Source organism: Pseudonocardia parietis, assembly GCF_017876315.1.
In the GTDB taxonomy this organism is placed as follows: Bacteria; Actinomycetota; Actinomycetes; order Mycobacteriales; family Pseudonocardiaceae; genus Pseudonocardia; species Pseudonocardia parietis.
On sequence record NZ_JAGINU010000001.1, the window covers coordinates 1,068,824 to 1,094,067 of the forward strand.

Below are 25,244 nucleotides of genomic sequence, written 5' to 3' on the forward strand. Positions count from 1 at the left end.
GTCAGCGCAGCCGCTTCATGATCTCCATCAGCGTCGAGGCCTCGGTGATCTTCATTCCGGTCGCGCCGGTCTCGGCGCCGGCCGGGACGATCGCCCTGGTGAAGCCCAGCCGGGCGGCCTCGGCGAGGCGCCGTCCGACGCCGTGCACCCGGCGCAGCTCCCCGGCCAGCCCGAGCTCGCCGAGGACGATCAGATCGGCCGGCAGCCGGACGTCGCGTTTCGCCGAGACGACGGCGAGCGCGACCGCCAGGTCCGCGGCCGGTTCGCTGATCTTCATACCGCCGACGGTCGCGGTGTAGACCTCGGCGTCGTGCAGCTTCAGCCCGCCGCGGCGCTCGATGACGGCGAGCAGCATCGGCACCCGGGACGCGTCCAACCCGGTCACCGCGCGCCGTGGACTGGGGATGTTCGCCCCGGCCACCAGGGCCTGCACCTCGGCCAGCAGCGGCCGCCTGCCGTCCATCACGACGGTGACCGCGGTGCCCGGCTGCACGCCGTCGGTGCCCTGCCCGAAGCGGTCCACGAAGAGACCGGAGGGATCGGGCAGCCCGACGATGCCGGAGTCGCGCAGCTCGAAGCAACCGACCTCGTCGGCCGGGCCGAACCGGTTCTTGACCCCGCGCACCATCCGCAGCGCGGAGTGCTTGTCGCCCTCGAAGTGCAGGACCACGTCGACCAGGTGCTCCAGCACCCGGGGACCGGCGATGCCGCCGTCCTTCGTCACGTGGCCGACCAGCAGCACGGACAGGCCCTGCTGCTTGGCGAGCGCGGTCAGCCCGACGGTCACCGCGCGGGTCTGGGTGACCCCGCCCGGGCTCCCGTCGACCGTGGCGGTCGACATGGTCTGGATCGAGTCGACGATCAGCAGCGACGGTCGCAGCTGTTCGATGTGGCCGAGCACGGACTCCAGATCGGACTCGGCGGCGAGGTAGAGCTCGTCGTGCACGCCCCCGGTCCGCTCGGCACGCAACCGCACCTGGCCCGCGGACTCCTCACCGGAGACGTAGAGCACCCGGGCGCGGGACGCGGCGCGCGCGGCGACCTCGAGCAGGAGCGTGGACTTCCCGACGCCGGGCTCACCGGCGAGCAGCACGACCGCGCCCGGGACGAGCCCGCCGCCGAGCACCCGGTCGAGCTCGTCGACACCCGTCGGCCGGGCCCGGGACGAGTCCAGCTCGACATCGGCGATCCGCTGCGCCGGCGTGCTCGGAGCCCCCGCGACGACGGTCCGGGACCCTGCCGCGCGCGGGATCTCGACCTGTTCGAGGGAGCCCCATGCCTGGCAGCCCGGACACCGCCCGACCCACTGCGCGGTGCGCTGGTCGCACTCGGTGCAGCGGTAGCCGCCCGAGCGGGCCGAGCGGCTGCGCGGGGTCAGTTGCCGGCGGCGCCGCCCGAGCCGCTGCCCTCGTTGCCCGGAGCCGGCTCGACGCCGGCGGGCTGCTGGCCGGGCTGCTCGACCGGCGGCACGTCGGCCTCCCCGCCGGTCTCGGCGCCGACACCGGTCTCCGCGCTGTTGGCTCCGGCGTGCTCGCCGGCCTCGGCCGCGACGCGCTCCGGCTCCGCGCCGGGGGCACCCTCGGCCGGGACGGCGGCCGGCACGTCGATGGTGACCGACCCCGCACGCTCGAACACGAAGGTCATCGGGACGGTCTTGCCCGCCGCGATCGGCTGGGTCAGCCCCTCGGCGACGAGCTGCAGCTCGCGGGAGGCGGTCGGGGTCAGCTGCGAGTTGCCCGCCGACACCAGCGCGAGGTCCTGCGGCATGGTCGCGTCGCCCTGCACCCGCACGCTGGTGGCGGCCGGGCTGCTGACCGAGACCAGCCGGTCCGCGACGGTGCTGGTGTTGATCAGGGTGGCGCGGACCGGCGCGGTGGTGCCGCGGGCGTACAGCGCGGCCGGGCTGGCGGGCGAGGCGGGGTAGGCGATCTGCACGTCACGCAGGTCGACCTGGCCGACCGAGGCGTTCAGGCCGTTGGTCGCCGGGACCTGCTCGGCGGTCTGCGAGATCTGGCCGGCCCCGCAGCCGCTCAGCAGCAGGCCGGAGAGTGCGACGGCTCCGGCGACCCCGGCCAGGGTGCGGAGGGGACGGCGGTTGCGGCTCACGGTCGGCGTGTCCTTCCTGCCGGCCGGGAACTGCTCCCGGCTCGCGTACTACGGAACGTGGTGGAGGCGCGGTTCCCCTCCGGCACACCGGCAGAGCCGGTCCGTCCGGGCGCGGGGAGCGCGCGTTCCTCCGCCGGAGCCTAGTCTCGTGGGGTCGGCAGGTGCGCGGTCGGTCGCCCACCTCACGGCGGCCCGGTGCCCGTGCGGTCCGGCGGTGTGTGGGCGCCACGTGGCACCCGCACCTGCGGGGAACACGTTTTTTCGGCGTTGTCAACCCCCTGACCTGCGACGACGGTGAAAGCCGGTGTCCGGCCCGGGGGAACGACGTGATAATCTGGAACCAGCGAAAGGGGCCAGAGGACACATGGTTTTCAAGGTCGGAGAGACCGTCGTCTACCCGCACCACGGTGCCGCTCTCATCGAGGCGATCGAGACTCGGACGATCAAGGGCGAGGAAGTTCAGTACCTCGTCCTGAAAGTCCAACAGGGAGATCTGACGGTCCGCATTCCCGCTGACAACGTCGAGATCGTAGGCGTCCGGGACGTCGTGGGCCAGGAGGGCCTGGATCGGGTTTTCGAGGTGTTGCGCGCGCCGCACACCGAGGAACCCACCAACTGGTCGCGCCGGTACAAGGCCAACTGGGAGAAGTTGACCTCCGGTGACGTGAACAAGGTGGCCGAGGTCGTCCGCGACCTGTGGCGCCGTGAGAAGGACCGTGGTCTGTCCGCAGGCGAGAAGCGGATGCTGGCCAAGGCCCGGCAGATACTGGTCAGCGAGCTCGCGCTGGCCGAGGGCACCGATGAGGAGCGGGCCGAGGTCCTGCTCGACGAGGTGCTCGCCACCGCGATCGCCTGAGAGGGCGCCGGTGAATCGACCGGCCTCGGGGGCGGCCGTCGTCGCCGTGGTCCCCGCGGCCGGGTCGGGTCTGCGCCTGGGCGCCGGTGTGCCCAAGGCGTTCGTGGAGTTGGTCGGCGTGCCGATGCTGGTCCGCGCCGTGGACGGGCTACTGGCGTCCACGGCGGTCGATCACGTCGTCGTCGTGGTCCAGGGCGACCAGGTCGGGGATGCGTCCGCGCTGCTGCCCGGGCGGCCGGTGACGGTCGTCGAGGGCGGAGCCGACCGGACGGCGTCGGTCGCGGCCGGGCTGGCCGCCATCGGGCCGGACGCCGACGTGGTGCTGGTGCACGACGCGGCGCGTCCGCTGACCCCGGCGGGTGTGGTGGAACGGGTGGTCGGCGCGGTTCGCGCGGGCGCGCCCGCGGTGATCCCCGTGCTGCCGGTCGCGGACACGATCAAGCAGGTGGACGACGCCGGAGTGGTGGTGTCCACCGTGAACCGCTCGGCGTTGCGTGCGGTGCAGACCCCTCAGGGCTTCCGGATCGCCGACCTGCGCCGGGCCTACGCCGGCACGCCGGATCCGCGGACCGACGACGCCGGGCTGGTCGAGGCGATCGGTGATCCGGTCGCCACCGTGCCGGGCGACCCGCTGGCCTTCAAGGTCACGACGGCGTGGGACCTGCGGATCGCCGAGCTGCTGATCGCCGGGGCCACCGTGGGAGCTGCGGAACCCGTGGAGAGGATCGGATGAGGGTCGGGATCGGCACCGATGTCCACCCCGTCGAACCGGGCCGCGAGTGCTGGGTCGCCGGCTTGCGCTGGGACGATGCCGACGGCTGCGCCGGGCACTCCGACGGCGATGTCGCCGCCCACGCGCTGTGCGACGCGCTGCTGTCCGCCGCCGGGCTGGGTGATCTCGGTGCGGTGTTCGGCACCGGACGCCCGGAGTGGTCGGGCGCGTCCGGCGCCGTGTTGCTGACCGAGGTCCGGCGGCTGCTCGAGCGGGACGGCTGGACCGTCGGGAACGCCGCCGTCCAGGTCGTCGGGAACGACCCCAAGATCGGCAAGCGGCGGGACGAGGCCGAGAAGGTGCTGTCCGGGGTCGTCGGCGGCCCGGTCTCGGTCTCCGGGACGACCACCGACGGCCTGGGCCTCACCGGCCGTGGTGAGGGCCGTGCCGCCGTCGCCACGGCACTGCTGCTGTCGGCCGCTCAGGGCTGATCCCGCGTTCCGCACGCCTGGTCCAGGATCAGGGATAGGCCTCGGCGGTCCGCTGCTGGATCTCCTCCGGGGACAGGTCGGCGCTGCGGTAGCTGATCATCCAGCTGTGGCCGAACGGGTCCGCGAGCCGCCCGCCGCGCTCGCCGTAGGGCTGGTCGGACACCTCGAAGATCACCGTGCCGCCGCCGGCCAGCATCGCCGCGGCGGTCGCGTCGGGGTCGTCGACGTACAGGGCGAGGATCACCGGCCCGGGTGCTGCCGGCGGCGGGTCGACCGCGTCGCCGTCCTTCACCGCCCAGACCGCGCTGCCGGCGCGGAGCAGGGCGTGCACGACGTTGCCGGAACCGTCGGTGTACCGCTCGACGAGCTCGGCGCCGAAGGCCGCCCGGTAGAAGGTGATCGCGGCGTCGGCGTCCGTGACGACCAGCTTCGGGTACAGCTGCTGAACACTCATGACGGGGACCTTGCCGCAGGAGCACCGCCGGTGTAGTGGACGAATCGGAGCGCCGTACCCTGGTGATGTGAGCCTCAGACTTCTCGACTCAGCGACCAGGGAGCAGCGCGACTTCACGCCGCTGCGGGCCGGAGCCGTGTCGATGTACGTCTGTGGCGCGACGGTGCAGGGTCTGCCGCACATCGGTCACGTCCGCTCCGGCCTGGACTACGACGTGCTCCGCCGCTGGCTCGCGCACAGCGGCTACGACGTCACGCTGGTCCGCAACGTCACCGACATCGACGACAAGATCCTCCGCAAGTCGGAGGCCGCCGGGCGTCCGTGGTGGGAGTGGGCGGCCACGCACGAGCGGGCCTTCTCGGCCGCGTACGACGCGCTGGGCTGCCTGCCGCCGTCGATCGAGCCGCGCGCGACCGGTCACATCACGCAGATGACCGAGCTCATCGAGCGGCTGCTCGAGGGCGGGCACGCCTACGCCGCCGGCGGCGACGTGTACTTCGCCGTCCGGACCTTCCCCGGGTACGGGACCCTGTCCGGCCAGAAGGTCGACGACGTCCACCAGGGCGAGGGCGAGGCCGGGGGCAAGCGGGACCCGCTGGACTTCACGCTGTGGAAGGCGGCGAAGCCCGGTGAGCCGAGCTGGCCGACCCCCTGGGGGGACGGCCGCCCCGGGTGGCACCTGGAGTGCTCGGCGATGGCGACGGCCTACCTCGGCCCGGAGTTCGACATCCACGGCGGTGGGCTGGATCTGGTGTTCCCGCACCACGAGAACGAGCGGGCCCAGTCGCACGCCGCCGGTGACCCGTTCGCCCGGTTCTGGCTGCACAACGCCTGGGTGACCATGGGCGGCGAGAAGATGTCGAAGTCGCTGGGCAACACGCTGCAGATCGAGGCGTTGCTGCAGCGGGTCCGCCCGGTGGAGCTCCGGTACTACCTGGTCGGGCCGCACTACCGGTCGGCGATCGAGTACTCCGACGCCGCGCTGGACGAGGCCGTGGCCGCGTACCGGCGTGTCGAGTCGTTCGTGAACCGGGTGCGGGAGCGGCACGGGCTGCCGGAGCCGTCGGCCCGCGTCCCGGCCGAGTTCGCCGCCGCGCTGGACGACGACCTCGGTACCCCGATCGCGCTCGGGGTCGTGCACGGGCTGGTGCGGGAGGGCAACACCGCTCTCGACGCCGGTGACGCGCAGGCCGCGTCGGAGGCGGCGTCCTGCGTGCGCGCGACGACGGGCGTGCTCGGCCTGGACCCGCTGGCCGCCGGGGGCGCGGCCGACCAGTCGGGCGACGCCGCCCGGCAGGCGCTCGGCACGCTGGTCGAATCGATGCTGGAACGCCGGCAGGCGGCCCGCGCCGGGCGTGACTTCGCCACCGCGGATCGCCTCCGCGACGAGCTGCTGGCCGCCGGGATCGCCGTCGAGGACGGCGCCGGCGGCTCCACCTGGACTCTCAAAGACGCTTAGGACGCTCGATAACGATGGCTGGAAATTCCAAGCGGCGTGGTGCCATCCGCAAGGACGGTACGAAGAAGGGGATGGTCGTCGGTTCCGGCGGCCAGGTCCGGCGCGCCCTGCGCGGCAAGGGACCGACCCCGCCCGGCGACCTGCGTCCCGGGCACCCGAAGCAGAAGGCGGCCAACCGCCGCGCCGCTCAACAGGAGCAGCAGCAGCGGCGCCGTCCGGTCGCAGGGCGGCGCGGTGACGGCGAGGGGCCGGAGACCGTGCTCGGTCGGAACCCGGTCGTGGAGTGCCTCCGGGCAGGCGTTCCGGCGACGGCGCTGCACGTCGCCACCGGGATGCCCGCCGACGATCGGGTCACCGAGGCCGTCGCGCTGGCGGCCGAGGCCGGGATCTCGATCCTGGAGGTGCCGCGCAACGACCTGGACCGGATCACCGGCGGGGCGTTGCACCAGGGCCTCGCGCTGCAGGTGCCGCCGTACGCCTACGCGCACCCCGACGACCTGCTCGAGGCGGCCGCCGACTCCCGGCGGCCCGCGCTGGCGGTCGCCCTGGACGGGGTGACCGACCCGCGCAACCTGGGCGCGATCGTCCGGTCGGTGGGTGCGTTCGGCGGGCACGGTGTCGTCGTCCCGCAGCGGCGCTCGGCCGGGATGACGGCCGTGGCCTGGCGGACCTCCGCCGGCACCGCGGCGCGGGTCCCCGTCGCCCGGGCCACGAACCTGACCCGGACCCTGCGCGAGTACGCCTCGGCCGGGCTGATGGTCGCCGGCCTGGCCGCCGACGGTGACGTCACGCTCGACGAGCTCGACGTGGCCACCGGGCCGCTGGTCCTCGTCACCGGGTCGGAGGGCAAGGGCCTGTCCCGGCTGGTGCGCGAGACCTGCGACGTGACCGTCTCGATCCCGCTCGCCGGGGACATCGAGTCGCTGAACGCGTCCGTCGCGACCGGCGTCGTGCTGGCCGAGGTGGCGCGGCGGCGCCGGCTGGAGTTCTGACCCCGCCACACCCCTCATGTACATCCTCATGTGCAAATGGCGAGCTGACCGCGCTGGTTTGTACAGGAGGATGTACAGGACGTTCCTGCCCGGAACCTGATAGCTGAGGGCAGCGACTCGCCGAGCTCGAGGTGAAGCGTGCGGCAGGCGGATCCCTCGTCGGACAGCAGCCGGCGCGTCCCTCAAGCCCGCACCGGCACCCGCCCCCGCAGCCGCGCGACCAGCCGGCACAGCAGGTAGGCGACGAACCCGATCGTCGCCACGTAGGCCGACACGGGCAGGCCCGGTGCCAGCGACAGGATCGTCCCGCCGACCAGGGCGACCTCGGCGATCGCGATCGCGATCATCGTCGCGAGCACCGGGTTGGCGGTGACCCGGTTCGCGGCGGCGCCCGGCACGATCATCACCGCGAGCACCAGGATCGCGCCGACGATCGGCACTGCCAGCGCCGTGACCAGGCCGACCAGTACCGCGAACACCAGTGACAGCGCGCGTACCGGGACCCCGCGGGCGAGCGCGACGTCCGGGTCGGTGCTGGCGAACAGCAGCGGCCGGTACACGACCACCAGCGTCGCCAGCACCAGCACCGCGACACCGCCGAGCACCCAGAGGTTCGTGCCGTCGACGGACACGATCGACCCGGTGAGCAGGCCGAACCGGTTGGCGGAGCGGCCGTCGTACAGGGACAGGAACAGCACGCCCAGGCCGAGCCCGAACGCCATCACGACCCCGATCACCGAGTCCTGCTCGCCCCGGCGCAGCCCGAGGACTCCGAAGATCGTCGCCGCGACCACGGCGCCGAGCACCGAGCCGAGCCCGACCTCGAGGCCGACCAGGAGTGCGGCGGCGCCACCGGTGAACGCGAGCTCCGCGGTGCCGTGCACGGCGAACGCCATCCCCCGGCTGACGACCAGCGGGGCGAGCAGTCCGGCGACCACACCGAGCACCGCGCACGCGATCAACGCGTTCTGCACGAACGGTTCGCCGAGGAGCTCGAGGGTGCCCTCGAAGGAGATCAGCTGCTCCATCAGGCGCCACCTCCCACCGCGAGCACGTCCCGCGGCTCGTGGTGGTCGTGGTCCTCGGCGCCGACCACGACCAGCCGGTCACGCACCCGCAGCACGTCCACCTCGGTGCGGTAGAGCTCCGAGAGGACCTGCGAGGTCATGACCTCCTCGGTCGGGCCGATCCGGAACCGGCCGTCGACCAGGTAGAGCACCCGGTCCACCAGCGGGAGCACCGGGTTGATCTCGTGGGTCACGAACAGGACCGCGGTGCCGGCGGCGCGGCGGCGCTCGTCGATCAGGCGGGTCACGGTGCGCTGGTGGGCCAGGTCGAGCGACAGCAGCGGCTCGTCGCAGAGCAGCACACCCGGGTCCCCGACCAGCGCCTGCGCGATCCGCAACCGCTGCTGCTCCCCGCCGGAGAGCCGCCCGACGGGCGCATCGGCGTAGCCGGTGCCGCCGACCTGCTCGAGGGCCCGCTCGACACGCGCACGGCGCGCACGGCGCCCGCGCGGCAGGGTGGGGCCGAACCGGTGGCCGTCCGCCCCGAGCCCGACGAGGTCCCGGCCGCGCAGCGGCAGATCCGGGGCGAGCGGTTGCTGCTGGGGGACGTAGCCGATCTCCGGGCTGCCCCGCCGTGGCGCACGTCCGGAGACGACGACCTCACCCTCGGACAGCGGCAGCAGGCCGAGCAGCACGCGGATGAGCGTCGTCTTCCCGGAGCCGTTGGGGCCGAGCACGGCGACGAACTCGCCGGGCGCGACGTCGAGATCGAGGCCGGACCACAGGGTCCGGTCACCGAAGCTCAGGCCGGCCCCGCGCAACGAGAGTGCGGGGCGGGTGGTGGGGTCGCTCATGCGGGCGTCTCCTCCCTCCGTCGGCGGGTCAGCGGTTGAGGGCGCCGGCGAGCTGGTCGAGGTTGGCGTTCATCCACAGCATGTAGTCGTCCACCCCGTCGGGCATCGTCTCGGACATCTCGATCACCGGGACGCCGGCCTGCTCGGCGGCCGCCCGGATCTGGTCGGTGCTCGCGGAGCCGGTCTGGCTGTTGAGGACGAGCGCGTCGACCGGCGGCTGGGTGCGGAACAGGTCGAGCATCTGCGCGACGACGGCGGCCGGCGGGTCGGTGCCCTCCTCGACCGCGGACGAGAACGCGGGCGGTGTGACGTTCTGCACCCCCGCCGTCTCGAGCAGATGGTCCGGTACCGGCTCGGTGACGGCGACCCGGGCACCCGGGTGCGCGCGGCCGATGTCGGTGGCCTTGGAGGTGAGCTGCGCGAGCCCGCTGCCGACCGCCTGCGCGTTGGTCGTGTAGTACTCGGCGTGGGCCGGGTCGATCGTCGACAGCTGCTGCGCGACGGCGTCGGCGACCTGCTGCACGGCGGGCAGGCTGTACCAGACGTGCTCGTTGGCCGTGCCGTGGTCGTGGCCCGTGGCCTCCTCGCCCCCGTGCGCGGCGTGCTCGTCGGCGCCGTGGTCGTGCGCACCCCCGGCACCCTCGGCGCCCCCGGAACCCTCGGCGTCCGCCGTCCCCGAGACCTCGACGGCGTCGATCACCGGCGCCGGGTTCCCGGAGGCCTCGACCAGGCCGGTCATGAACGCGTCGTACCCACCGCCGTTCATGACGATCAGCTGTCCGTCACCGATCGTCGCCGCGTCCTGCGGGGTGGCCTCGTAGCCGTGCGGGTCCACGCCGGGCGAGTCGATGAGCGGTTCGACCTGGACGAAGTTGCCGCCCACGGCGCGCGTGACCGCACCCCAGGCGTCGGTCGAGGTGACCACGGAGACCTGCGGTGTGTCCGGGCTGGGCGGGCTGTCGATCTGGCCCGAGCCGCAGGCGGACAGGCCCAGGGTCAATGCGGCCAGCCCGGCCACGAATGCGGCCGGACGGCGCGGGGATGGGGACACGGAAGGAACTCCTATCAACGTATCGGCATGTCTTTATCAAAAATGGTTCTCAATTCACTCTACAGTCGGGTGCGTCCCTCGCCGATGTGATCCGTGTGGGTGGGCCCGGGGCGGACTTTCACCGGGGTGACCACGCGGCTACCGTTCGGAGAATGACCGGCCACCCGCACACGCGGCGTCCGGCGACGCTGGCGTCGCTGGCCGCCGAGCTCGGCGTGTCCCGGACGACCGTGTCGAACGCCTACAACCGGCCCGACCAGCTGTCGGCGCCGTTGCGCGAGCGCGTCCTCGAGGCGGCCCGCCGGCTCGGCTACCCCGGCCCGGACCCGGTCGCCCGGTCGCTGCGCACCCGCCGGGCCGGCGCGGTCGGGCTGCTGCTCACCGAGGCACTGAGCTACGCGTTCCGCGACCCGGGCGCGACCGGGTTCCTGGAGGGGCTCGCGCTGGCCTGCGAGAAGGCCGAGACCGGCCTGCTGCTGGTGCCCGCCAGCCCCGAGCACTCCGATGTGGACGCGGTGTACCGGGCCGGTGTCGACGGCTTCGTCGTCTACTCGGTCAGCGAGGACGACCCGCACTTCCGCGCCGTGCTGCAGCGGCCGGTGCCGACCGTGGTGTGCGACCAGCCCGCCGATGTCGAAGGCGTCGACCGGGTCGGGGTGGACGACCGTGCGGGCACCCTGACCCTGGGCAGGCACCTGGTGGAGCTCGGGCACCGGCGGATCGGCGTGCTCTGCATGCGGCTCGGCTCCCGGCGGCACGACGGTCCGGCCGATCTCGCCCGTCAGCAGCTCGGCTCCTACAGCGTACAGCGCGAGCGGCTCGCCGGGCTGCGCGAGGCGTTCACCGAGGCCGGTGTCGACTGGGCGTCGGTGCCGGTCATCGAGCGCTTCGAGCACACCCTGGGGGCCGGTGCCGACGGCGCGGCCGCGCTGCTCGAGGCGCACCCGCGGATCACCGCGCTGGTCTGCACCTCCGACATCCTCGCCCTCGGTGCGCTCGGCGAGGCGCGCGAGCGTGGGCTGCGGGTCCCCGAGGACCTGTCCGTCGCCGGGTTCGACGGCGTCCCCGAAGCGGAACGGGCCGGGCTGACCACCGTCCGCCAGCCGTTCGGGGAGAAAGGCCGGGAGGCCGGGCGGCTGCTGCTCGAACGCGGCGACCGGAACGCCTCCGAGCACGTGACCCTGCCCACCGAGCTGATCCTCGGTTCGACGACGCGGGCACTGCGGCGGTCCGGGGAGTTCTTCTCGGGGTGGTAGCCGCGACGGCCACTCACGAGCGCGCGAGCGCCACCCGGGTGAGCAGACCGGTCAGCTCCTGCGGGTCGGCCACCCGGTAAGCCGCGGCGGTGGCACCGTCGCCGACCTTGATCCCGACGTCGCCGTCGTGCAGGGACCGGAAGACGGTCTCGTCGGTGACGTCGTCACCCGCGAACAGCACGGCGTCCGCACCGAGCACCTCACGCAGTGCCGCCACCGCGGACCCCTTGGTCGTGCGCAGTACCGCCAGGTCCAGGACGTCCTTGCCCGCGACGGCGTCGACGCCGTCGCGCACCCACTCGGCCTCGACCCGTTCCAGCAGGGCCGCCCCGGCCGCCGGATCCATCCCGCGCACGTGCACCGCCGCGCCGGCGGGCTTGGTCTCCAGCCGGGCCCCCGGCGCTGCGTCGACCAGCTCCCGGAGGCCGGCCACGAGCGCGGTCCGGCGCTCGGCCTGGGCATCGGTCAGGAACCCCTCCTTGCCGAGCAGCGCGGCGAGCTCCGCGTCGAACTCGGCCCCGTGGCTGCCGACCAGCGCGACCGGCGGCCCGAATCCGGACACGGACGCCAGGTCGTCGCGACCGCGCCCGGAGACCATGACGACGGTCGTCGCGTCGTGCGCGGCGAGCCGGCGTACGGCGTCCGCCGACTCCGGCAGCGGACGGGACGTCGACGGGTCGTCCACCAGCGGCGCGAGCACCCCGTCGAAGTCGAGGGCCACCAGCAGCCGGTCCACCCGCGCGATCCGGTCGAGCGCGTCGCTCGGGTTCACGCGTCCACCGCGACGCCGAGGGCCCTGAGGAAGGAGCGTGCCCAGCGGTCGACGTTGTGGTCGAGGACCTGGCGGCGCAGCATCCGCATCCGCTTGCGCCCCTCATCCGGTTCCATGGTCAGCGCCGCGTGGAGCGCCTCCTTGACCCCGTCGGTGTCGTGCGGGTTCACCAGCAGGGCGCTGGTCAGCTCGATCGCCGCGCCGGTGAACTCGGAAAGGACCAGGACGCCGCCGTCGTCGTGCCGGCAGGCCACGTACTCCTTGGCGACCAGGTTCATCCCGTCGCGCAACGGCGTCACGAGCATGACGTCGGCGGCCAGGAAGAACGCGGTCAGCTCCTCGCGCGGCAGCGACCGGTGCAGGTAGTGCACGGCGGGATGGCCGACCCGGGCGTACTCGCCGTTGAGCCGCCCGACCGACAGCTCGATCTCGTCGCGCATCTGCTGGTAGTGCTCGACGCGTTCCCGGGACGGTGTGGCCAGCTGGATCATCACGGCGTCGTCGACGGTGATCCGGTCCTCCTCGAGCAGCTCGTGGAAGGCGCGCAGCCGGACGTCGATGCCCTTGGTGTAGTCCAGCCGGTCGACCCCGAGGATGATCTTCGTCGGGTTGCCGAGCTCCTCGCGGATCTGTGCGGCGCGCTCGACGACCTCCTCGGAGCGGGACAGCTCGTCGAGGTGCTGCGAGTCGATCGAGATCGGGAAGGCGCCGAGCCGGACGCGCCGGCCGCCGTACCAGAGGACCTCCGGATCGCGGTCCGGGGTGGCGCCGGCGAGCTCCTGGGCGAGCCAGTGGAAGTTGCGGACCCCGCCGTCGGTGTGGAATCCGACCAGGTCCGCGCCCAGCAGCCCCTCCATGATCCGCGTCCGCCACGGGAGCTGGCGGAACAGCTCGACCGGCGGGAACGGGATGTGCAGGAAGAAGCCGATCCGCAGGTCCGGGCGCAGCTCGCGCAGCCGGCCGGGCACGAGCTGGAGCTGGTAGTCCTGCACCCAGACCGTCGCGCCGTGCGCGGCGACCCGTGCGACCTCCTCGGCGAACCGCTGGTTGACGTCGGTGTAGGTGCGCCACCAGTGCCGGTGGAACTGCGGCTGCGCGACGACGTCGTGGTACAGCGGCCAGAGCGTGGCGTTGGAGAAGCCCTCGTAGTACTGCTCCACCTCGTGCGCGGACAGCCGCACCGGGTACAGCGACAGGCCGTCCTCGACCAGCGGGTCCACGTCGACGTCCGGCACGCCGGGCCAGCCGACCCAGGCGCCCTCCCGGGCCCGCAGCGTCGGTTCGAGCGCGGTGACCAGGCCCCCGGGGCTGCGCTTCCAACCGGTGCTGCCGTCCGGATGCCGTACATAGTCCACCGGCAGCCGGTTGGCCACCACCACCAGATCCGCCGCGGTCACCGGTTCGCCGCTGGTCACATACCCTCCTCGACGTGCGGACCGGGGCTACCCCCGGCCCGCCGTCGAGCCTACTTCGAGTCGGAGGTCGCGGCTGTGGTCTCGATCGCGTCGGTGGTCTGCGGGGCCTGCATGAACCCGGTGCTCGTCGACGACGACGAGGACGACGCGTCGTTCGACGTGTGCATCTCCTCCGGCTTGCGCTGCGGGCGGGTGATGAACTGGCCCAGCGCCACGCCGGCGGCCAGCGCGAGACCGATGCCCAGCGCGATCGTGACGGTCACCAGGCCTTCGGAGACGCCCTCGACGGCGAGCTGGTAGAAGCCGCGGTAGGCGGCCAGTCCGGGCAGCAACGGGGTGACGCCGGCCAGCGTGATGACCATCGGCGGGGTGTCCGTGCCGCGGCGCAGCAGCCCGGCGACCAGACCGACGACGAGTGCCGCGACGCCCGTCGACGGGATCGCCCCGACCCCGATCACCTGGGTCATCACCCCGTAGACGGCCCAGCTGCTCGCCCCGACGGCGCCCGCGATCGGCAGGGACTTCAGCGGTGCGTACCCGGCGAGCGCGTAGAACGCCGCCGCCGTCGCGCCGGACACCATCGACAACCCGAACTGCCCGACGCTGGTGGGCAGGTCGCCGGACACCTCGAGCGTCACGTCGAACTGGAACCCGAGTTGCAGGCCGAGGACGACGCCGGTCAGCAACCCGGCCGAGAGCAGCGCGATCTCCACGATCCGGGCCGCGGACGTCAGGTAGTAGCTGGTCAGGGCATCCTGCACGGTGCTGACCACGCTCAGCCCGGACAGCAGCACGGTGATGCCCGCCGCGACGATGAACGACGGTCGGGTCCCGGCCGGGAACAGACCCACCGCGATCAACAGGATCGTCGAGGCGGTGACCAGGAACCCGCCGAGCACCTGCTGGAAGAACGATGCGACGCCCAGCCGGGACAGCATCCGCCCGATCCGGTCGATGGCCGCCGTCGTGACGAACGCGGCGGTCGCCGTGATCGGCCCGCCGCCGAGCAGCAGTGCGATGGACGCGGCCAGGCCGGCCCAGCCGAACGTCGCGACCCAGCGCGGGTACGGGTGCGGGCTGCGCACGACCTCCGACACCCGGGACGACGCCGCGCGGACGTCCAGCTTCCCGGCCTCCAGGTCGCGGACGATCTGCTCGGTCTCCGCGAGCCGGGAGAGGTCGAGGGTGCGGTAGCGGACCAGGCGCATGGTGGTCACGGGCTGGGCCGCGTTACCGCGGTGGCAGCACATCGTGATCGAGGTGAACGTGATGTCGACGTCGACGGCAGGCAGACCGGCCGCGTTCGCCAGCCGCAGCATCGTCGCGGTCACCTCGTCGACCGACTCGCCGGAGGCCAGCTCGATCTCGCCGATCCGCATGCAGAGGTCGAGGACCTGCTGAACCTGGGCGTCGTCGGGAACCTGGGGGCCGAGCATGAGCATCGGCACCGTCGACGGGCCGGGGGTCAGCAGCCGCTTGGCATCGCGGCGCAGTGCGCCACGCAGCCGCCGCGCGAACCGGTCGGCGGTCGGCCTGTCCTCGGCCACGATTCCCGTCACCTCCGTCTGGATGTTCGTCGACTGCCCCCCACCAGGCTAGAGCCGGGCGACGGACCGGTGACGGGGGCACGGCCGGACGCACATCGTGTGACGGATGGGCAGGCCAGAGGGTTGCGACGGCGGCGGGGCGTTAGGCTGGGGCCGCCCGCCGGTGTAGCTCAGTGGTAGAGCAACTGTCTTGTAAACAGTAGGTCGTCGGTTCGATCCCGACCTCCGGCTCCACGTTCCCGCACGTAGATCGTCTGCGCAGCTCAGGGCGGACCATTCGTCCATAGCGTCGGGGGACGAGAGTTCAGCGATAGGCGTCGGCGAGGAGTGTCGCGAGCTCGGTGGCGAGGGCGACCGGGACCGCGTTGCCGATCTGACGCGTTATGGCCACTTTTGCGCCACACCATTGGTAGTCGAGCGGGAAGGTCTGCAGGAGTGCGCCTTCCGCTTGAGTGAGTGGGCGGTTCTCGGTGGGATGCAGGTAGCGGCCCTTCTCGGGCTTCACGAACTCCGTGCGGATCGTGACGGACGGCTTGTCCCAGCGGAGTCGGCCCATGACGTCCATCGTGCCGGTCCGGTGCTTCCGCCAGCCCGGGGTCTGGAGTTCCCACGGCAGGTTGGTTCGGTTCCCACCCTCGGGGATGGCAGCGAAACGATCGAGGGACAGCTGTTGGAAACTGCGGGTGACGTGGAGCTCGGCGGTTTTGAAAGCACCCGGGAGGTCGCCGTCGAAGTCGAATGTGCCGCTCGGAAGCTCGGTGTGGTCCGGGGCCACACGCGGGATGAGTCCGGCCAGGGCCCCCCGGACGGTGCGGAACAGGTCCGGCCTACCGGCGAATCTGCCTGCCGGCGTCGGGAGTGGCGGCAGGTCGCTCCGACGGCCCAGGACCACGGCGCGCTTTCGAACCTGTGGCACGCCGAACTCCGCTGCGTTGAGGGTGTGGGCCTGGAGCTCGTAGTTGTGGAGCGGGCCACCGTCGCTGGTGGCGATCTGCAGCAATGTCCACTGCGGCGACCGATAGAACGCCGCGACGTTCTCGATCACGAAATAGTCGGGCTGGATCTTCTCGACGGTGCGGGCGTACTGGCGCCACAGGCGGTTGCGGTAGTCGTCGGGATCGCGCTTACCCAGGTTCGAGAAGCCTTGACAGGGCGGCCCGCCCACGACGATGTCCGCCGGCGGGATGTCCTCGGTCCGCCAATCCTCGATCTTCCCGTGGAAGAGGTGGTCGCGGCCGTAGTTCGCAGCGTAGGTGGCGGCTGCTGCTCGATCCATCTCGACCGCCGCCACGACTTCGAACGTCGCCGGCGCGTCGGGCCTCCGGTTGGTGTCGAGGAATCCCCTGCTCAGCCCTCCGCACCCGGCGAAGAGATCGACAAGGCGGAGGACGGGCACAACGACAATGTAGCCGGCCACACCGACAAGCTGGGGCAAGTGGTCGTGCGTGTCGATGTCCTCCGTATGGTACCGAGGCGAACCGGCAGCAACGGTGCGTAGGAGGACGCGTGTCGGCCGATCGTCCCGTCCCGTCGAGTGCCGGGGTTTCCGCGCGGATGAGCCGCGCCCGCCGACGTGATACCGGGCCGGAGATGCTCATCCGCAAGGAGGCGCATCGACGGGGGCTCCGCTACCGGGTCGACAAAGCCATCCCGGGGATGCCCCGTCGGCGGGCGGACATGACCTTCACCGGCGCGAAGGTGGCAGTGTTCGTCGACGGCTGCTTCTGGCACTCCTGCCCCGAGCACACCAGTATCCCGCGGGCGAACCGGGAGTGGTGGGTCGCCAAGCTGGAGGTGAACCAGCGTCGCGATCGGGCCACCGACGCCCATCTGGAGGGGCTGGGCTGGACAGTGCTGCGCTTCTGGGAGCACGAGGACTCCCACACCGCGGTGGATGTCGTGGAGAAGGCGGTCCGCGGTCACTGAGCCCGCTGGTCCGCCTCGCGTATCGCGGCGACGGAGCCGGCCGCCTCGCGGCGGATCTCCTCGCAGAGATCGGCGTAGCCGAGGGCGTCGAACTCGATGACCGGGGCGGTCCGCAGAAGGCGTTTGAGCACGTCGCGAAGCACGCGACGATCGCTGAAGCCGCCTTTGTCGAGGCTCGGCCAGACGTCCGAGAGGGCCCGGATCAGGGCGCGGCTGCCGCCGAGCCCGGCTCGTCGGGCGAAGATCTGGTCGAAGTCGGACTCGTTGAAGGCGCCGATGAGGCGGTACGGGTCGGTCTCGTTCGGGACCGCGGTGAGATGAGCACGCCACCACAGCCGCCCCCAGACGTGGCGAGTGATGTCCGTGGCGAGGAAGCGGTCGCCGGTGGGCTCGCGGTAGCGCCAGAACGACACGTCGGGCAGCACGACGAGGGCGAGGAACGCCCAGATCGGCCGGACGGACGCCTCGGCTGCGACGAGGCCCATCCGCTCGTGGAGCAGGCGGGCGATGTCGAGGTCGAATTCGTTGTGCGCACGGCGTCGTCCGCCACCGGGGAAGCCGGCCTCCTCGGCGGCCTTCAGGACCCGTTCGCGGAGGTCCTCGAGGTGCTCGCGGGGGACGCGGTGGCCGCCGGTCGCGGCGAAGACCGCGGACGGATGGGCGAAGGCGTGCTTCGTGCTCAGCTCGTCGACCGTGAGCCGCTGGTAGCGCTCGTAGAGGTCGGTGGCGGCGGAGTCGAGCAGCCGCGGGTAAAGAATGCTCATGTAGCCGCCAGCAGGCCGGTGGCGTTCTGGAGCCGGGTCGTGAACAGGATGGGTTCGTGCTTCCGCTCACGCCGGAGGGCGTCGAGGTCCCGGTCGGGGAAGGTCGCGCGCAGCACGGAGGTGAGCAGCGCGCCGACGGTGCCGACGGTGTAGTCGTTCTCGAGGTCGAACTCGTCGTCGACGACGGCGCGTTCCACCAGGGACCGGATGACCTCGCTCTGCACGGTGGAAAGCACCAGCCGGTCCGCGTCCGTCGGGTCGGCGGCGTTCTCCAGCGCGGAGGTGACGACGGGGCGGCGCTTGTTCGCGAGCAGCAGGATCGACCCCAGGGCCTGGGAGTCGAGGTCCTCGCTGAGTTCGAGGTGCCACGCCGCGCCGGAGGGGTAGCGCACCTGTTCGAAGTCGACGATCGCCAGCGGGAACAGGACGGCGTCGCCCTGGAGCATCACCGAGTGCACCTCCCGCCAGAGGACGCTGCCGGGTCGGCTGGGTGCGGTCGCGGGCGATCCGGAGCCGGCCACCCGCAGGATCAAGCTGGTCTCCAGGTCGAGCCTGCCGCCGAGCTCGTCGCCGGGCAGCTCGAAGTCGATCTCCAGCTCGGCGCCGTCGACCGCCGGCACGGGACCTTGCCAGGCCTGGCCACGTAGTGACGAGTTCGCTGCGGCCCACACGACGGTGAGGGTGACGGCGGAGTCGGGAACGAGTCCGCAGGCCTCGCGGGCGCGGAGCCCGTCGACGCGCATGGGCCGTTTCAGGTGCAGGACCGTCCCGTAGTCCCAGTCGGGCAGGTCGAGCGGGAGCTCGTCGAGCGAGTCCCCGTTGACGCGCAGCCACGGACCGATCGTCACGACGTCGCCGGGCGGCCGTCGGTAGGGGTAGGCGCGGCTCACGAGGTGGCCACCTCCTCGGCGCGAGTGCCGGTGACGGCGATGTCGGTGATGGTGTCCGACACCGGCAGGACGACGAGTTCGACCTCGGAAGGGCTGTCGACCACACAGGTCTCGGTCTCGGTCCTGCGGAGCCCCGTGGCGCTCGTCCAGAAGAGGACTTCGGGGCGTGCCGCGCCGACCGGGGCGTCGTCTTCCCGTCCGCGCTCGCCGAGCCCGACGGACAGCCGGGCCCGGAGGAGAACGGGGCCGGGGCCGGTCACCGAGAACCGTTGGGTGAGAACGATCCGGTCCTCGCGTTCGTCGACGGTCGGTTCGGTCAGCTCGGTGACGCGCACCTTGTCACGGGGGGTCGGGGACGGTCGCCCGCTGCCGCTGCCGCTGCCTCCGCCGCTCTCAGCCCCGCGTCCGCCGCCGCCCCCGGGAAAGGTGGCGTCGGGACGGGCGAAGGCTGCGGCGACGATGCCGCCGAGGAAGTTGCTCGCGGCGCCGAGTGCGACTCCGCTCTCGGGGCGTACCGCGGCGGCGACCGACGTGCGGTAGCTCGCGAGCTGCTCCTTGATCCGTCGGAAGGTGACTCGGACGAACGTCTTGTCGTGCCCGGTCAGCTGCTCGTGTACCCAGTGGTCGTGGGTCGGCGGCTCGCTGGCGGCGAATATTTCGTCGAGGTCGTCGGCCGCACGGAAGACACCGGCGTAGGCGCGGTTCACCGACCCGGTCTCCGTCTGCTCGAGGTAGCGGACGACGAGCTCGGGGGAGCGCATCAGGCATATGTGGTGCGGGTCGCCCGGGACTCCTGCGCACTCGGCGGCGAGGCTTGCCGAGCCGGGGGCCATGGGCACCACGAAGTCGTCCTTCACGGCGAAGGAACCGAGCTTCCGCTTGGGGCTCTTGCACTCCAGCACCTCGCCCGCGCCGTCGCGCTGTGCGCGATAGGCCTCGACGAACAGCTCGAGCGGGTAGGTGTCGGCCGGGTCCGGCACCGGGAACGTGACGCCGGACGCGCGGACCTCGGGAACGAGCCGATTGTCGCCCCGCTCCGGGAGCATGATCGGCCAGAGCTGCCAGGCGATGGTGGTGGCGAGGTGCTGGGCGGCCTCCTCGACGGTCTCGAAGTCGTCGAGATCCGGGTCGAGGACGGTCAGCGTGGTGCCGGACTCGTCGTCGGCGAAGGGCTGTAGTCCGAGGCTACGCGCCACCGTGTCGGCCTCCGGCCCGCGGAGCGGTTCGACGTGGTCCGGTTCCTGCCGGACATCACCCCACCAGTGTCGACCGGTGAACGGGCGAGCCTCGTCGGAAGCGGTCTCGCGGCCGTGGAACGACTCCCGGAGGGCGATGCCGATCAGCCGCGACTCGAGCCCCGCGCCCGGTTCGAGAGTGCGCGTGTAGACGAGGACGGTGCCGACCTTGGACAGTCGGTAGAGCACGGCCTTGCCGTAGCCGTAGGTGCCGCCGCCCTGGTGGGTGTCGCGCTTCTCTCCGACGTTGAGTACGAACGACACCCAGTCGCGACGGTCGTCGGCGAGCTCGTCCGCCCGGGTCGGACCGCCGAGGCCCTTGGTTCCGCGGTCCACCACGGACAGCAGCCGCAGGTTCGGGGTCCTGACCAACTTGCCGATCCCGAGGTCTGGCTCCCGGTTCGCGGGCGGGCTGAGCAGCCGCTCCCAGTTCGGCCGGTGCGTGGGGGCGACCGTGGTCAGTTCGAGCCGGAAGGACGTGGGTCGATCGCCGAGACGGGCGTCCCACGAGTTCTGTGCCGTCTCCCGCACGAACACCGTCAGTGGGTCGACGGGTGGGCGGCCGAGTTGGTTGCGGATGCCCTCCGAGGCGATCGCACCCGTCGGCGGGAAGGGCTGGGACCACCAGCGAGGTGTGATCACGTCTGCTCCAGGAAGGTCTCGACGGGATCGGCGTCGGTGCGCGCCGCGGCCGCGGGCGCGCTGTCGAGGTCCACGTCGTAGTCGACGTGGTCGAGTCCGGCCAGCGTCGCGTCCCCGGTGAGCCCGGCGGGGACCATGCGCGGGAAACCCGGCCCGACTTCGTAGGTGCGCTGCTCGACGACCTCGAAGACCCGCCGCGAATAGACCTCGCGCTCCATCTGGACGTAGCCGGCCTGGAGCAGGGTGCCGAGGAAGGCGGCCTCGTCGTCGATGATGTCCAGGATCTCGTCGACGAGCTCGGGAACGGATCGCCCGCGATCCGTGCGCAAGCGGAACCAGATCAACAGGAGCCGGCCGTCACCGCCGTCGAGCTGGCCGAGTCCGTGGATCCGGGCGGTTCGTGACTCGGTCGAGGTGGTGCTCTTGACCTCCAAGGCGGTCGAGCCGCGGTGGAAATCCTGCTTGCTCCTCAGCGGTCCTGTCCAGAAGGCCACTGCCCCGGGGTCGCGGTCGATCATCGCCCGCAGCACGGCGAGCTCGCCGAACAGACCTGCGAGCTCGCCGGGCCCCAGCGTGTGTCGGGAGCCGGACAGCAGGGCCCGCCAGTCGGCCAGCGTCCGACGCAGCGCGGCGACGGCTTTGGTCGGAGTGGCGACGATTCGTTCGACGATCTCGGCGCAGAGCGCGGTGAACAGGTCCCGCAGCCGGTCGTCCGCCAGAGCCAGCGAGGCGTAGACGCGGTAGCTGGACTCGTCCTCCAGCACCTGCCGGCGGAGCGTGACCGCCCGACCGTCGACGTCCTCCTGAAGGGTGTGCTTCCCGTCGATCGGAACGAGCAGGTGCCGCGTACCGCTGTCACGGACACCGATCAGCACGGGGCCGTGCGGGGTGTCGATGCCGGAGTCCGCCGTACGGAAGAGGCTGACCGCGGGTTTCGCCGCGGCCGTCGACCAGAGCTCCTCCAGCCGGCTGCCGTCGGGGTTCACTCGTCGTCCTGGTCGAGGATCGAGAGGTCCTCCTCCTCGACGACGATTTGGGAGAGGTCCGCGCTCATGTACTCGACGTCGGAGTCCTTGTCCTTCGGTTCCGGGAACACCAGGGCAACGCCCATCACGACGTCGTCGGTGGGGGCGTCGAGCGCAACACGCCGCTTGGCCTTCGGGGTGGACCGCGGCTCGATGGGATAGAGCAGGAGAAGCCCTTCGGTGGGGCGCTTGGCCTTCCGTAGGTCCAGGAGCTCGTTGCGGCTCAGGCCGCTGGCGGTCGCCACATCGAGATCGAGGGCCTCGTCCCGGCGGCTGGAGAGGGTCTTGATGTCCGCGACGCCGTCGAACTCGCCGTCCCCTTCGTGGGGCATGCGCGAGCGACGGACCATGCGCACCTCGACCTCGTCGCCGAGCTTGCAGGTCTTGGTGTCGGCGGCGGCCTGCGAGTTGCCGATCACCCCGACGCTCCACCGTCCGAGTGCACCCGCGCGGACCCGTCGCCGGATGTACTCGGAGATCCGCGCGGTGTCGGCGTCGGACGAACGCTCGTGGAAGGAGTAGGAGCTCAGGAACTCCAGCACGTTCTCGTGGGGAACTTCGGTGAAGAGGGCGGTCTCCCCCCGCGACTTCGTGGGGATCCCGTGCTTCGCCGCCCGGGTGACCAGCTCACGGGCCGCCTCCGCGTTGCGCTCCAGCGAGGGCGCGCCGTCCTCCGAGACGTCGAAGAAATGGGACTCCACGAGCAAGCCGCCGTAGGCCGCGGTTGCCGGGACGGCGCTCGTCATCTTCGCCTTGGCGGTGATGCTCAGCTTCGGGTGCGTGCGCAGCCGCACGGCGAAGTTGAGCGGTGTCACGCCCGGGTTCATGTAGCGGTTGATGTCCTGGCGCATCTCGGCCTCGACGGTCGCCAGGTGACTGAACCAGTCCTTGAGCTCGTCGGTCATCCAGATACGGGGTAGATCCGCGTAGTGGTTGCGGTAGCCGAACCAGCGGCCCATCTGCAGCAATGTGTCGTAGGCGGAGACGGCGCGGACGAAGAGGCTGGACACGAGACCCTCGAGCGTGAGGCCGCGGGAGAGGGTGTTGCCGCCGACGGCGATCGCGGTCACCGGACCGGACTCGTAGTCGAGCCGGTCGGTGCTCCGGTAGTTGTCGATCACGACCTTCGTGGAGTGCACGACCTCGGGCAGCTTCCCCAGTAGTTTCTCGAACGACACCGGCGTCTCGCCCAGCTCCTCGGCCGGCACGTGAGTCGTCTCCCGGGCCCAGGTGTCCTGCAGCCGATCGAGCAGATCGGGGTCCCTGGTGTCCAGCCCGCGCAGCATCCGCGCACGTAGGTCCAGCAGCGGGTCCTTGAACCGCTCGTGGACGGTCGTGTCGGTCGTGGTGTGGATGAGCATCGTCGAGTGCGGATTGCCCCCGCCCCGGACCTTGCGGGCGGCAGTGGCCAGCCAGAACCACTCGACAGCACGACGCAGTGAGTGGGTCATGCCCGGGTGGAAGTCGGCGGCCTCCTTCTTCGTCCGCGGCTTGAGGTCGTCGACCTCGTCGTCGGGGACCGTACGGATCATGTCGAAGCCCCCCTCGAGGTCCTCCGGGTCCTCACCCGGGAGGAGCTCGCGGCCGAAGAGGACCTCGGTGCCGTGGTAGCCGGTGGGCTGCGGCAGGTTGACGACGAAGTCGCGCGGGTAGAAGTCCTTCTCGTCGCCCGGGTTGATCAGCAGGTTCGCGAAGGGTGTGGCGGTGTAGCCGATGTAGCCGACCTTCGGGAACTTGCTCATCACCTCGTGGAGCAGCGGATTGATCTTCGCGGTCGCGACGGTCGACTGGTCGGCCTCGTCGTCGATGATCAGGGTCGGGATCTTCGTCAGGTACTCGTCCGCGGAATCGAGCCAGTCCCGGAGCTTGCGCAGCACGGCGGCGTTCTTCTTGACGACCAACAGCATCGTCTGACCCCTGGATGCGAAGTAGGCCTTCGCGTTCCCGCCGGGTGGTGTGAAGTCCTTCTGTGGGGTGGTGATCTCGTACCACTGGGCCTGGTTCGGCACGATGAGGTCGCCGCCGAGGCGGAGCTGGGTCTGCCGGCGGAGGGTGTTGTGGATGCCCGACAGCACGATGAAGAGCTTGTAGCCGCGGTCGGCGGCCTTGGCCATGACGGCGGTGAAGTTCGTGGTCTTGCCGGACTGCACGAAGCCGACGACGAGCCCGAGGGTGCGGAACTCGTTCTGCTTCGGATGGTCGAGCAGCGAGAGGATCTTCGTCGACGCCTCGTCCACCGAGGCGATGTTGGCGTCGCCGAAGTTCTTCTGCTGCATCGACCTCACGATGGCCGGCCAGTTCCGGTCGGTGTCCTTCGGGCCCGTGTACCAGGTGTCGCGCCCGTCCCGCCAGACCGACGGGGGTTGCTCGAGGTTGCGGATCCGGATGGTCTCCGCCTCGTGCTTCTCGCGGACCGCTGCGACCACGACGGGGTCCATGCCCATGGCCTCGAGGTCGTCCGCGGCCTCCTTGGGTGAGCTGACGTCCGCGTACTTCAGGAAGACCTTGTAGGCCTTCGCCACCTGTCCGTTCGAAACCTCAGCAGCCACCCGAGAACCCTCCGTGCCCGTTCGATCATCTGGAAGGCTAATCAGCGGAAGAGAGCGGTGCGTTACGGAGGCACTCGTTCGAGTGACCTCGGAACGGATGGGATCACCTCCCTGAGTACGCCGGAGGTGATCCTCGGCTACCGCGTCGCCGATGGAGTCCAGCTGCTGGGCGTCGGGGGCGAATCGGCCCGTAGTTCGCCCGGTTCGGGCGGCACCATCGGGTGCGTGATCCGACCCTGATGGCCGAGCCAGGACTCGGAGTGGGCGCCGAGTTCGGCGATGCCGGGGCGGCCGAAAGACTCCGGCGTCGCACGTTCCTTCGTGGCCTCCTCCGCGGCGGCCTTCGCGCCGTTCTCGCAGAGCTCGGCTACCGCGCGGTGCGCCAGGGCCGGAGCCGGCGACGACACAGCGGACGTACACATCGGCCTGACGCCCATCACCCCCGCAGTGCCCGGTGCGCCGTTTCGATCTACGAGGTCCCGGGGCCGACGCGAGACCCTCCGATCGCCCGGCACAGCCCGAGCGCGGCCGTGCGCACGGCGGGTAGCACCCGCGCCGTGTTCAGCCGGTTGCTCCAACCGGTGATCGAGATCGCGGCCACCGCCACCCCGTCCGGGCCCAGGACCGGTGCCGCGGCGCAGGTGACGCCGGGCGCTGACTCCTCGTGCTCCTCGGCGTAGCCGCGCGTGCGGATGTCGGCCAGCTGGGCGCGCAGCAGGCCGGGACTGGAGACGGAGCGGGGCGCGCTGCGGGTCAGGCCACGGTCGAGGACGGCGGTGAGGAGCTCCGCGGGCCCGAAGGCGAGCAGGACCTTGCCGACGCCGGTGCAGTGCGCCGGCATCCGTCCGCCGAGGCGTGACGGGATCCGCGGACCGCCCAGGGTGGTGAGTTTGTGCAGGTAGACGACGTCGGCACCGTCCGCGACGGCGAGATGGACCGTCTCGTGGGTGGCCTCGTGCAGGTCGGCGAGGAACGGCGTCGCGGTCTCCAGCAGGTCCCGCTGGCGCGGGACGACCTGGCCGAGCTCGAACAGCCGCAACCCCAGCCGGTATCCGCCGGGCGTCCGCTCCACCAGCGACCGGTCCGCGAGCTCGCCGAGCAGGCGGTGCGCCGTCGGCTTGGCGACACCGCTGCGCCGGGACAGCTCGGCCAGTGAGACCTCGGGCTCGCCCGGTCGGAACTGGTCGAGCAACGACAACGCCCGCCCGAGCATCGACCTCGGCGTGGAATCGTTTCGTACA

The 25,244-nt window shown here is 71.7% G+C and carries 23 protein-coding genes and 1 tRNA gene; 8 read left to right on the top strand and 16 right to left on the bottom strand.

The window, feature by feature from the left end:
- Nucleotide 1: 1 nt before the first annotated feature.
- On the bottom strand, nt 2-1,378 hold the full coding sequence (gene radA / locus JOF36_RS05180) for a DNA repair protein RadA (protein ID WP_210035155.1): 1,377 nt from the start codon (nt 1,376-1,378) through the stop codon (nt 2-4).
- Entirely contained in the window at nt 1,375-2,106 is a 732-nt protein-coding gene (locus tag JOF36_RS38635; protein WP_210025272.1) for a copper chaperone PCu(A)C domain-containing protein, read from the bottom strand. Before JOF36_RS38635 ends, radA begins: the two co-directional genes overlap by 4 nt.
- A 364-nt stretch (nt 2,107-2,470) precedes the next feature.
- Between JOF36_RS38635 and JOF36_RS05190 the strand changes: the two genes are divergently transcribed.
- From JOF36_RS05190 to ispF, 3 genes are read left to right on the top strand one after another with little or no spacing between them, the layout of a single operon-like run.
- Nucleotides 2,471-2,962, top strand: coding sequence for a CarD family transcriptional regulator (locus JOF36_RS05190; protein WP_210025273.1), 492 nt, complete (start codon nt 2,471-2,473; stop codon nt 2,960-2,962).
- A gap of 10 nt (nt 2,963-2,972) precedes the next feature.
- Nucleotides 2,973-3,695 (top strand): 2-C-methyl-D-erythritol 4-phosphate cytidylyltransferase, encoded by a 723-nt coding sequence (gene ispD / locus JOF36_RS05195; RefSeq protein WP_307862220.1) that lies wholly within the window; start codon nt 2,973-2,975, stop codon nt 3,693-3,695.
- Complete coding sequence (gene ispF / locus JOF36_RS05200) at nt 3,692-4,165, top strand: 2-C-methyl-D-erythritol 2,4-cyclodiphosphate synthase (RefSeq protein ID WP_210025275.1); 474 nt, start codon at nt 3,692-3,694, stop codon at nt 4,163-4,165. Before ispD ends, ispF begins: the two co-directional genes overlap by 4 nt.
- 28 nt (nt 4,166-4,193) lie before the next feature.
- Here the strand turns inward: ispF and JOF36_RS05205 are convergent, their stop codons facing one another.
- Nucleotides 4,194-4,619, bottom strand: coding sequence for a VOC family protein (locus tag JOF36_RS05205; RefSeq protein WP_210025276.1), 426 nt, complete (start codon nt 4,617-4,619; stop codon nt 4,194-4,196).
- Nucleotides 4,620-4,686: 67 nt separating this feature from the next.
- Here JOF36_RS05205 and cysS point away from each other — a divergent pair, with 67 nt between their 5' ends.
- The gene (gene cysS, locus JOF36_RS05210) at nt 4,687-6,078 is read left to right on the top strand and encodes a cysteine--tRNA ligase (protein WP_210025277.1); all 1,392 of its coding nucleotides are present in this window, start codon (nt 4,687-4,689) and stop codon (nt 6,076-6,078) included.
- A gap of 14 nt (nt 6,079-6,092) precedes the next feature.
- The gene (rlmB, locus tag JOF36_RS05215; protein ID WP_210025278.1) at nt 6,093-7,070 is read left to right on the top strand and encodes a 23S rRNA (guanosine(2251)-2'-O)-methyltransferase RlmB; all 978 of its coding nucleotides are present in this window, start codon (nt 6,093-6,095) and stop codon (nt 7,068-7,070) included.
- 182 nt (nt 7,071-7,252) lie between these two features.
- Here rlmB and JOF36_RS05220 read toward each other — a convergent pair whose 3' ends face one another.
- From JOF36_RS05220 to JOF36_RS05230, 3 genes are read right to left on the bottom strand one after another with little or no spacing between them, the layout of a single operon-like run.
- Nucleotides 7,253-8,098, bottom strand: coding sequence for a metal ABC transporter permease (locus JOF36_RS05220; protein WP_210025279.1), 846 nt, complete (start codon nt 8,096-8,098; stop codon nt 7,253-7,255).
- Nucleotides 8,098-8,931 carry a metal ABC transporter ATP-binding protein gene (locus JOF36_RS05225; RefSeq protein WP_210025280.1) on the bottom strand — a complete coding sequence of 278 codons (834 nt, stop codon included), beginning with the start codon at nt 8,929-8,931 and terminating at the stop codon, nt 8,098-8,100. The genes JOF36_RS05220 and JOF36_RS05225 overlap by 1 nt, the downstream gene beginning before the upstream one ends.
- A gap of 28 nt (nt 8,932-8,959) precedes the next feature.
- Complete coding sequence (locus tag JOF36_RS05230) at nt 8,960-9,982, bottom strand: metal ABC transporter solute-binding protein, Zn/Mn family (protein WP_210025281.1); 1,023 nt, start codon at nt 9,980-9,982, stop codon at nt 8,960-8,962.
- 152 nt (nt 9,983-10,134) lie between these two features.
- On the opposite strand from JOF36_RS05230, the gene JOF36_RS05235 reads away from it, so the two are divergent.
- Nucleotides 10,135-11,238 carry a LacI family DNA-binding transcriptional regulator gene (locus tag JOF36_RS05235; RefSeq protein ID WP_210025282.1) on the top strand — a complete coding sequence of 368 codons (1,104 nt, stop codon included), beginning with the start codon at nt 10,135-10,137 and terminating at the stop codon, nt 11,236-11,238.
- A 13-nt stretch (nt 11,239-11,251) separates the two neighbouring features.
- Here the strand turns inward: JOF36_RS05235 and otsB are convergent, their stop codons facing one another.
- The 3 genes from otsB to JOF36_RS05250 are packed head-to-tail and all read right to left on the bottom strand — an operon-like array spanning nt 11,252 to nt 14,972.
- Nucleotides 11,252-12,010 carry a trehalose-phosphatase gene (otsB, locus tag JOF36_RS05240; RefSeq protein ID WP_210025283.1) on the bottom strand — a complete coding sequence of 253 codons (759 nt, stop codon included), beginning with the start codon at nt 12,008-12,010 and terminating at the stop codon, nt 11,252-11,254.
- Nucleotides 12,007-13,425 carry an alpha,alpha-trehalose-phosphate synthase (UDP-forming) gene (locus tag JOF36_RS05245; RefSeq protein WP_210025284.1) on the bottom strand — a complete coding sequence of 473 codons (1,419 nt, stop codon included), beginning with the start codon at nt 13,423-13,425 and terminating at the stop codon, nt 12,007-12,009. The genes otsB and JOF36_RS05245 overlap by 4 nt, the downstream gene beginning before the upstream one ends.
- Nucleotides 13,426-13,475: 50 nt before the next feature.
- Entirely contained in the window at nt 13,476-14,972 is a 1,497-nt protein-coding gene (locus JOF36_RS05250; protein ID WP_210025285.1) for a threonine/serine exporter family protein, read from the bottom strand.
- A 159-nt stretch (nt 14,973-15,131) separates the two neighbouring features.
- On the opposite strand from JOF36_RS05250, the gene JOF36_RS05255 reads away from it, so the two are divergent.
- A tRNA-Thr gene (locus tag JOF36_RS05255) sits at nt 15,132-15,206 on the top strand.
- A gap of 70 nt (nt 15,207-15,276) precedes the next feature.
- Here the strand turns inward: JOF36_RS05255 and JOF36_RS05260 are convergent.
- Complete coding sequence (locus JOF36_RS05260) at nt 15,277-16,389, bottom strand: DNA cytosine methyltransferase (protein ID WP_307862221.1); 1,113 nt, start codon at nt 16,387-16,389, stop codon at nt 15,277-15,279.
- A gap of 89 nt (nt 16,390-16,478) precedes the next feature.
- Between JOF36_RS05260 and JOF36_RS05265 the strand changes: the two genes are divergently transcribed.
- Nucleotides 16,479-16,898, top strand: a complete 420-nt coding sequence (locus tag JOF36_RS05265) for a very short patch repair endonuclease (RefSeq protein WP_307862222.1) — start codon at nt 16,479-16,481, stop codon at nt 16,896-16,898.
- Here JOF36_RS05265 and JOF36_RS05270 read toward each other — a convergent pair.
- From JOF36_RS05270 to JOF36_RS05295, 6 genes are all read right to left on the bottom strand, one after another.
- Entirely contained in the window at nt 16,892-17,662 is a 771-nt protein-coding gene (locus tag JOF36_RS05270; protein WP_210025286.1) for a DUF6339 family protein, read from the bottom strand. The two genes, JOF36_RS05265 and JOF36_RS05270, sit on opposite strands and share 7 nt — an antisense overlap.
- Complete coding sequence (locus tag JOF36_RS05275; protein ID WP_210025287.1) at nt 17,659-18,552, bottom strand: hypothetical protein; 894 nt, start codon at nt 18,550-18,552, stop codon at nt 17,659-17,661. The genes JOF36_RS05270 and JOF36_RS05275 overlap by 4 nt, the downstream gene beginning before the upstream one ends.
- Nucleotides 18,549-20,429, bottom strand: a complete 1,881-nt coding sequence (locus tag JOF36_RS05280; protein WP_210025288.1) for a hypothetical protein — start codon at nt 20,427-20,429, stop codon at nt 18,549-18,551. Before JOF36_RS05280 ends, JOF36_RS05275 begins: the two co-directional genes overlap by 4 nt.
- The gene (locus JOF36_RS05285) at nt 20,426-21,415 is read right to left on the bottom strand and encodes a PD-(D/E)XK motif protein (RefSeq protein WP_210025289.1); all 990 of its coding nucleotides are present in this window, start codon (nt 21,413-21,415) and stop codon (nt 20,426-20,428) included. Before JOF36_RS05285 ends, JOF36_RS05280 begins: the two co-directional genes overlap by 4 nt.
- Nucleotides 21,412-24,003: a Z1 domain-containing protein gene (locus JOF36_RS40715; protein WP_210025290.1), complete on the bottom strand. Its 2,592-nt coding sequence runs from the start codon at nt 24,001-24,003 to the stop codon at nt 21,412-21,414. Before JOF36_RS40715 ends, JOF36_RS05285 begins: the two co-directional genes overlap by 4 nt.
- 469 nt (nt 24,004-24,472) lie before the next feature.
- Nucleotides 24,473-25,216: an IclR family transcriptional regulator gene (locus tag JOF36_RS05295; RefSeq protein ID WP_210025291.1), complete on the bottom strand. Its 744-nt coding sequence runs from the start codon at nt 25,214-25,216 to the stop codon at nt 24,473-24,475.
- Nucleotides 25,217-25,244: the final 28 nt, after the last annotated feature.

What these genes read in the sequence shown, in the direction of transcription:
- JOF36_RS05205 (WP_210025276.1), bottom strand. Translation starts at nt 4,619, where the DNA reads ATGAGTGTTCAGCAGCTGTACCCGAAGCTGGTCGTCACGGACGCCGAC.
- ispF (WP_210025275.1), top strand. Translation starts at nt 3,692, where the DNA reads ATGAGGGTCGGGATCGGCACCGATGTCCACCCCGTCGAACCGGGCCGC.
- JOF36_RS05220 (WP_210025279.1), bottom strand. Translation starts at nt 8,098, where the DNA reads ATGGAGCAGCTGATCTCCTTCGAGGGCACCCTCGAGCTCCTCGGCGAA.
- JOF36_RS05190 (WP_210025273.1), top strand. Translation starts at nt 2,471, where the DNA reads ATGGTTTTCAAGGTCGGAGAGACCGTCGTCTACCCGCACCACGGTGCC.
- JOF36_RS05270 (WP_210025286.1), bottom strand. Translation starts at nt 17,662, where the DNA reads ATGAGCATTCTTTACCCGCGGCTGCTCGACTCCGCCGCCACCGACCTC.
- JOF36_RS05225 (WP_210025280.1), bottom strand. Translation starts at nt 8,931, where the DNA reads ATGAGCGACCCCACCACCCGCCCCGCACTCTCGTTGCGCGGGGCCGGC.
- rlmB (WP_210025278.1), top strand. Translation starts at nt 6,093, where the DNA reads ATGGCTGGAAATTCCAAGCGGCGTGGTGCCATCCGCAAGGACGGTACG.
- JOF36_RS05235 (WP_210025282.1), top strand. Translation starts at nt 10,135, where the DNA reads ATGACCGGCCACCCGCACACGCGGCGTCCGGCGACGCTGGCGTCGCTG.
- JOF36_RS05295 (WP_210025291.1), bottom strand. Translation starts at nt 25,216, where the DNA reads ATGCTCGGGCGGGCGTTGTCGTTGCTCGACCAGTTCCGACCGGGCGAG.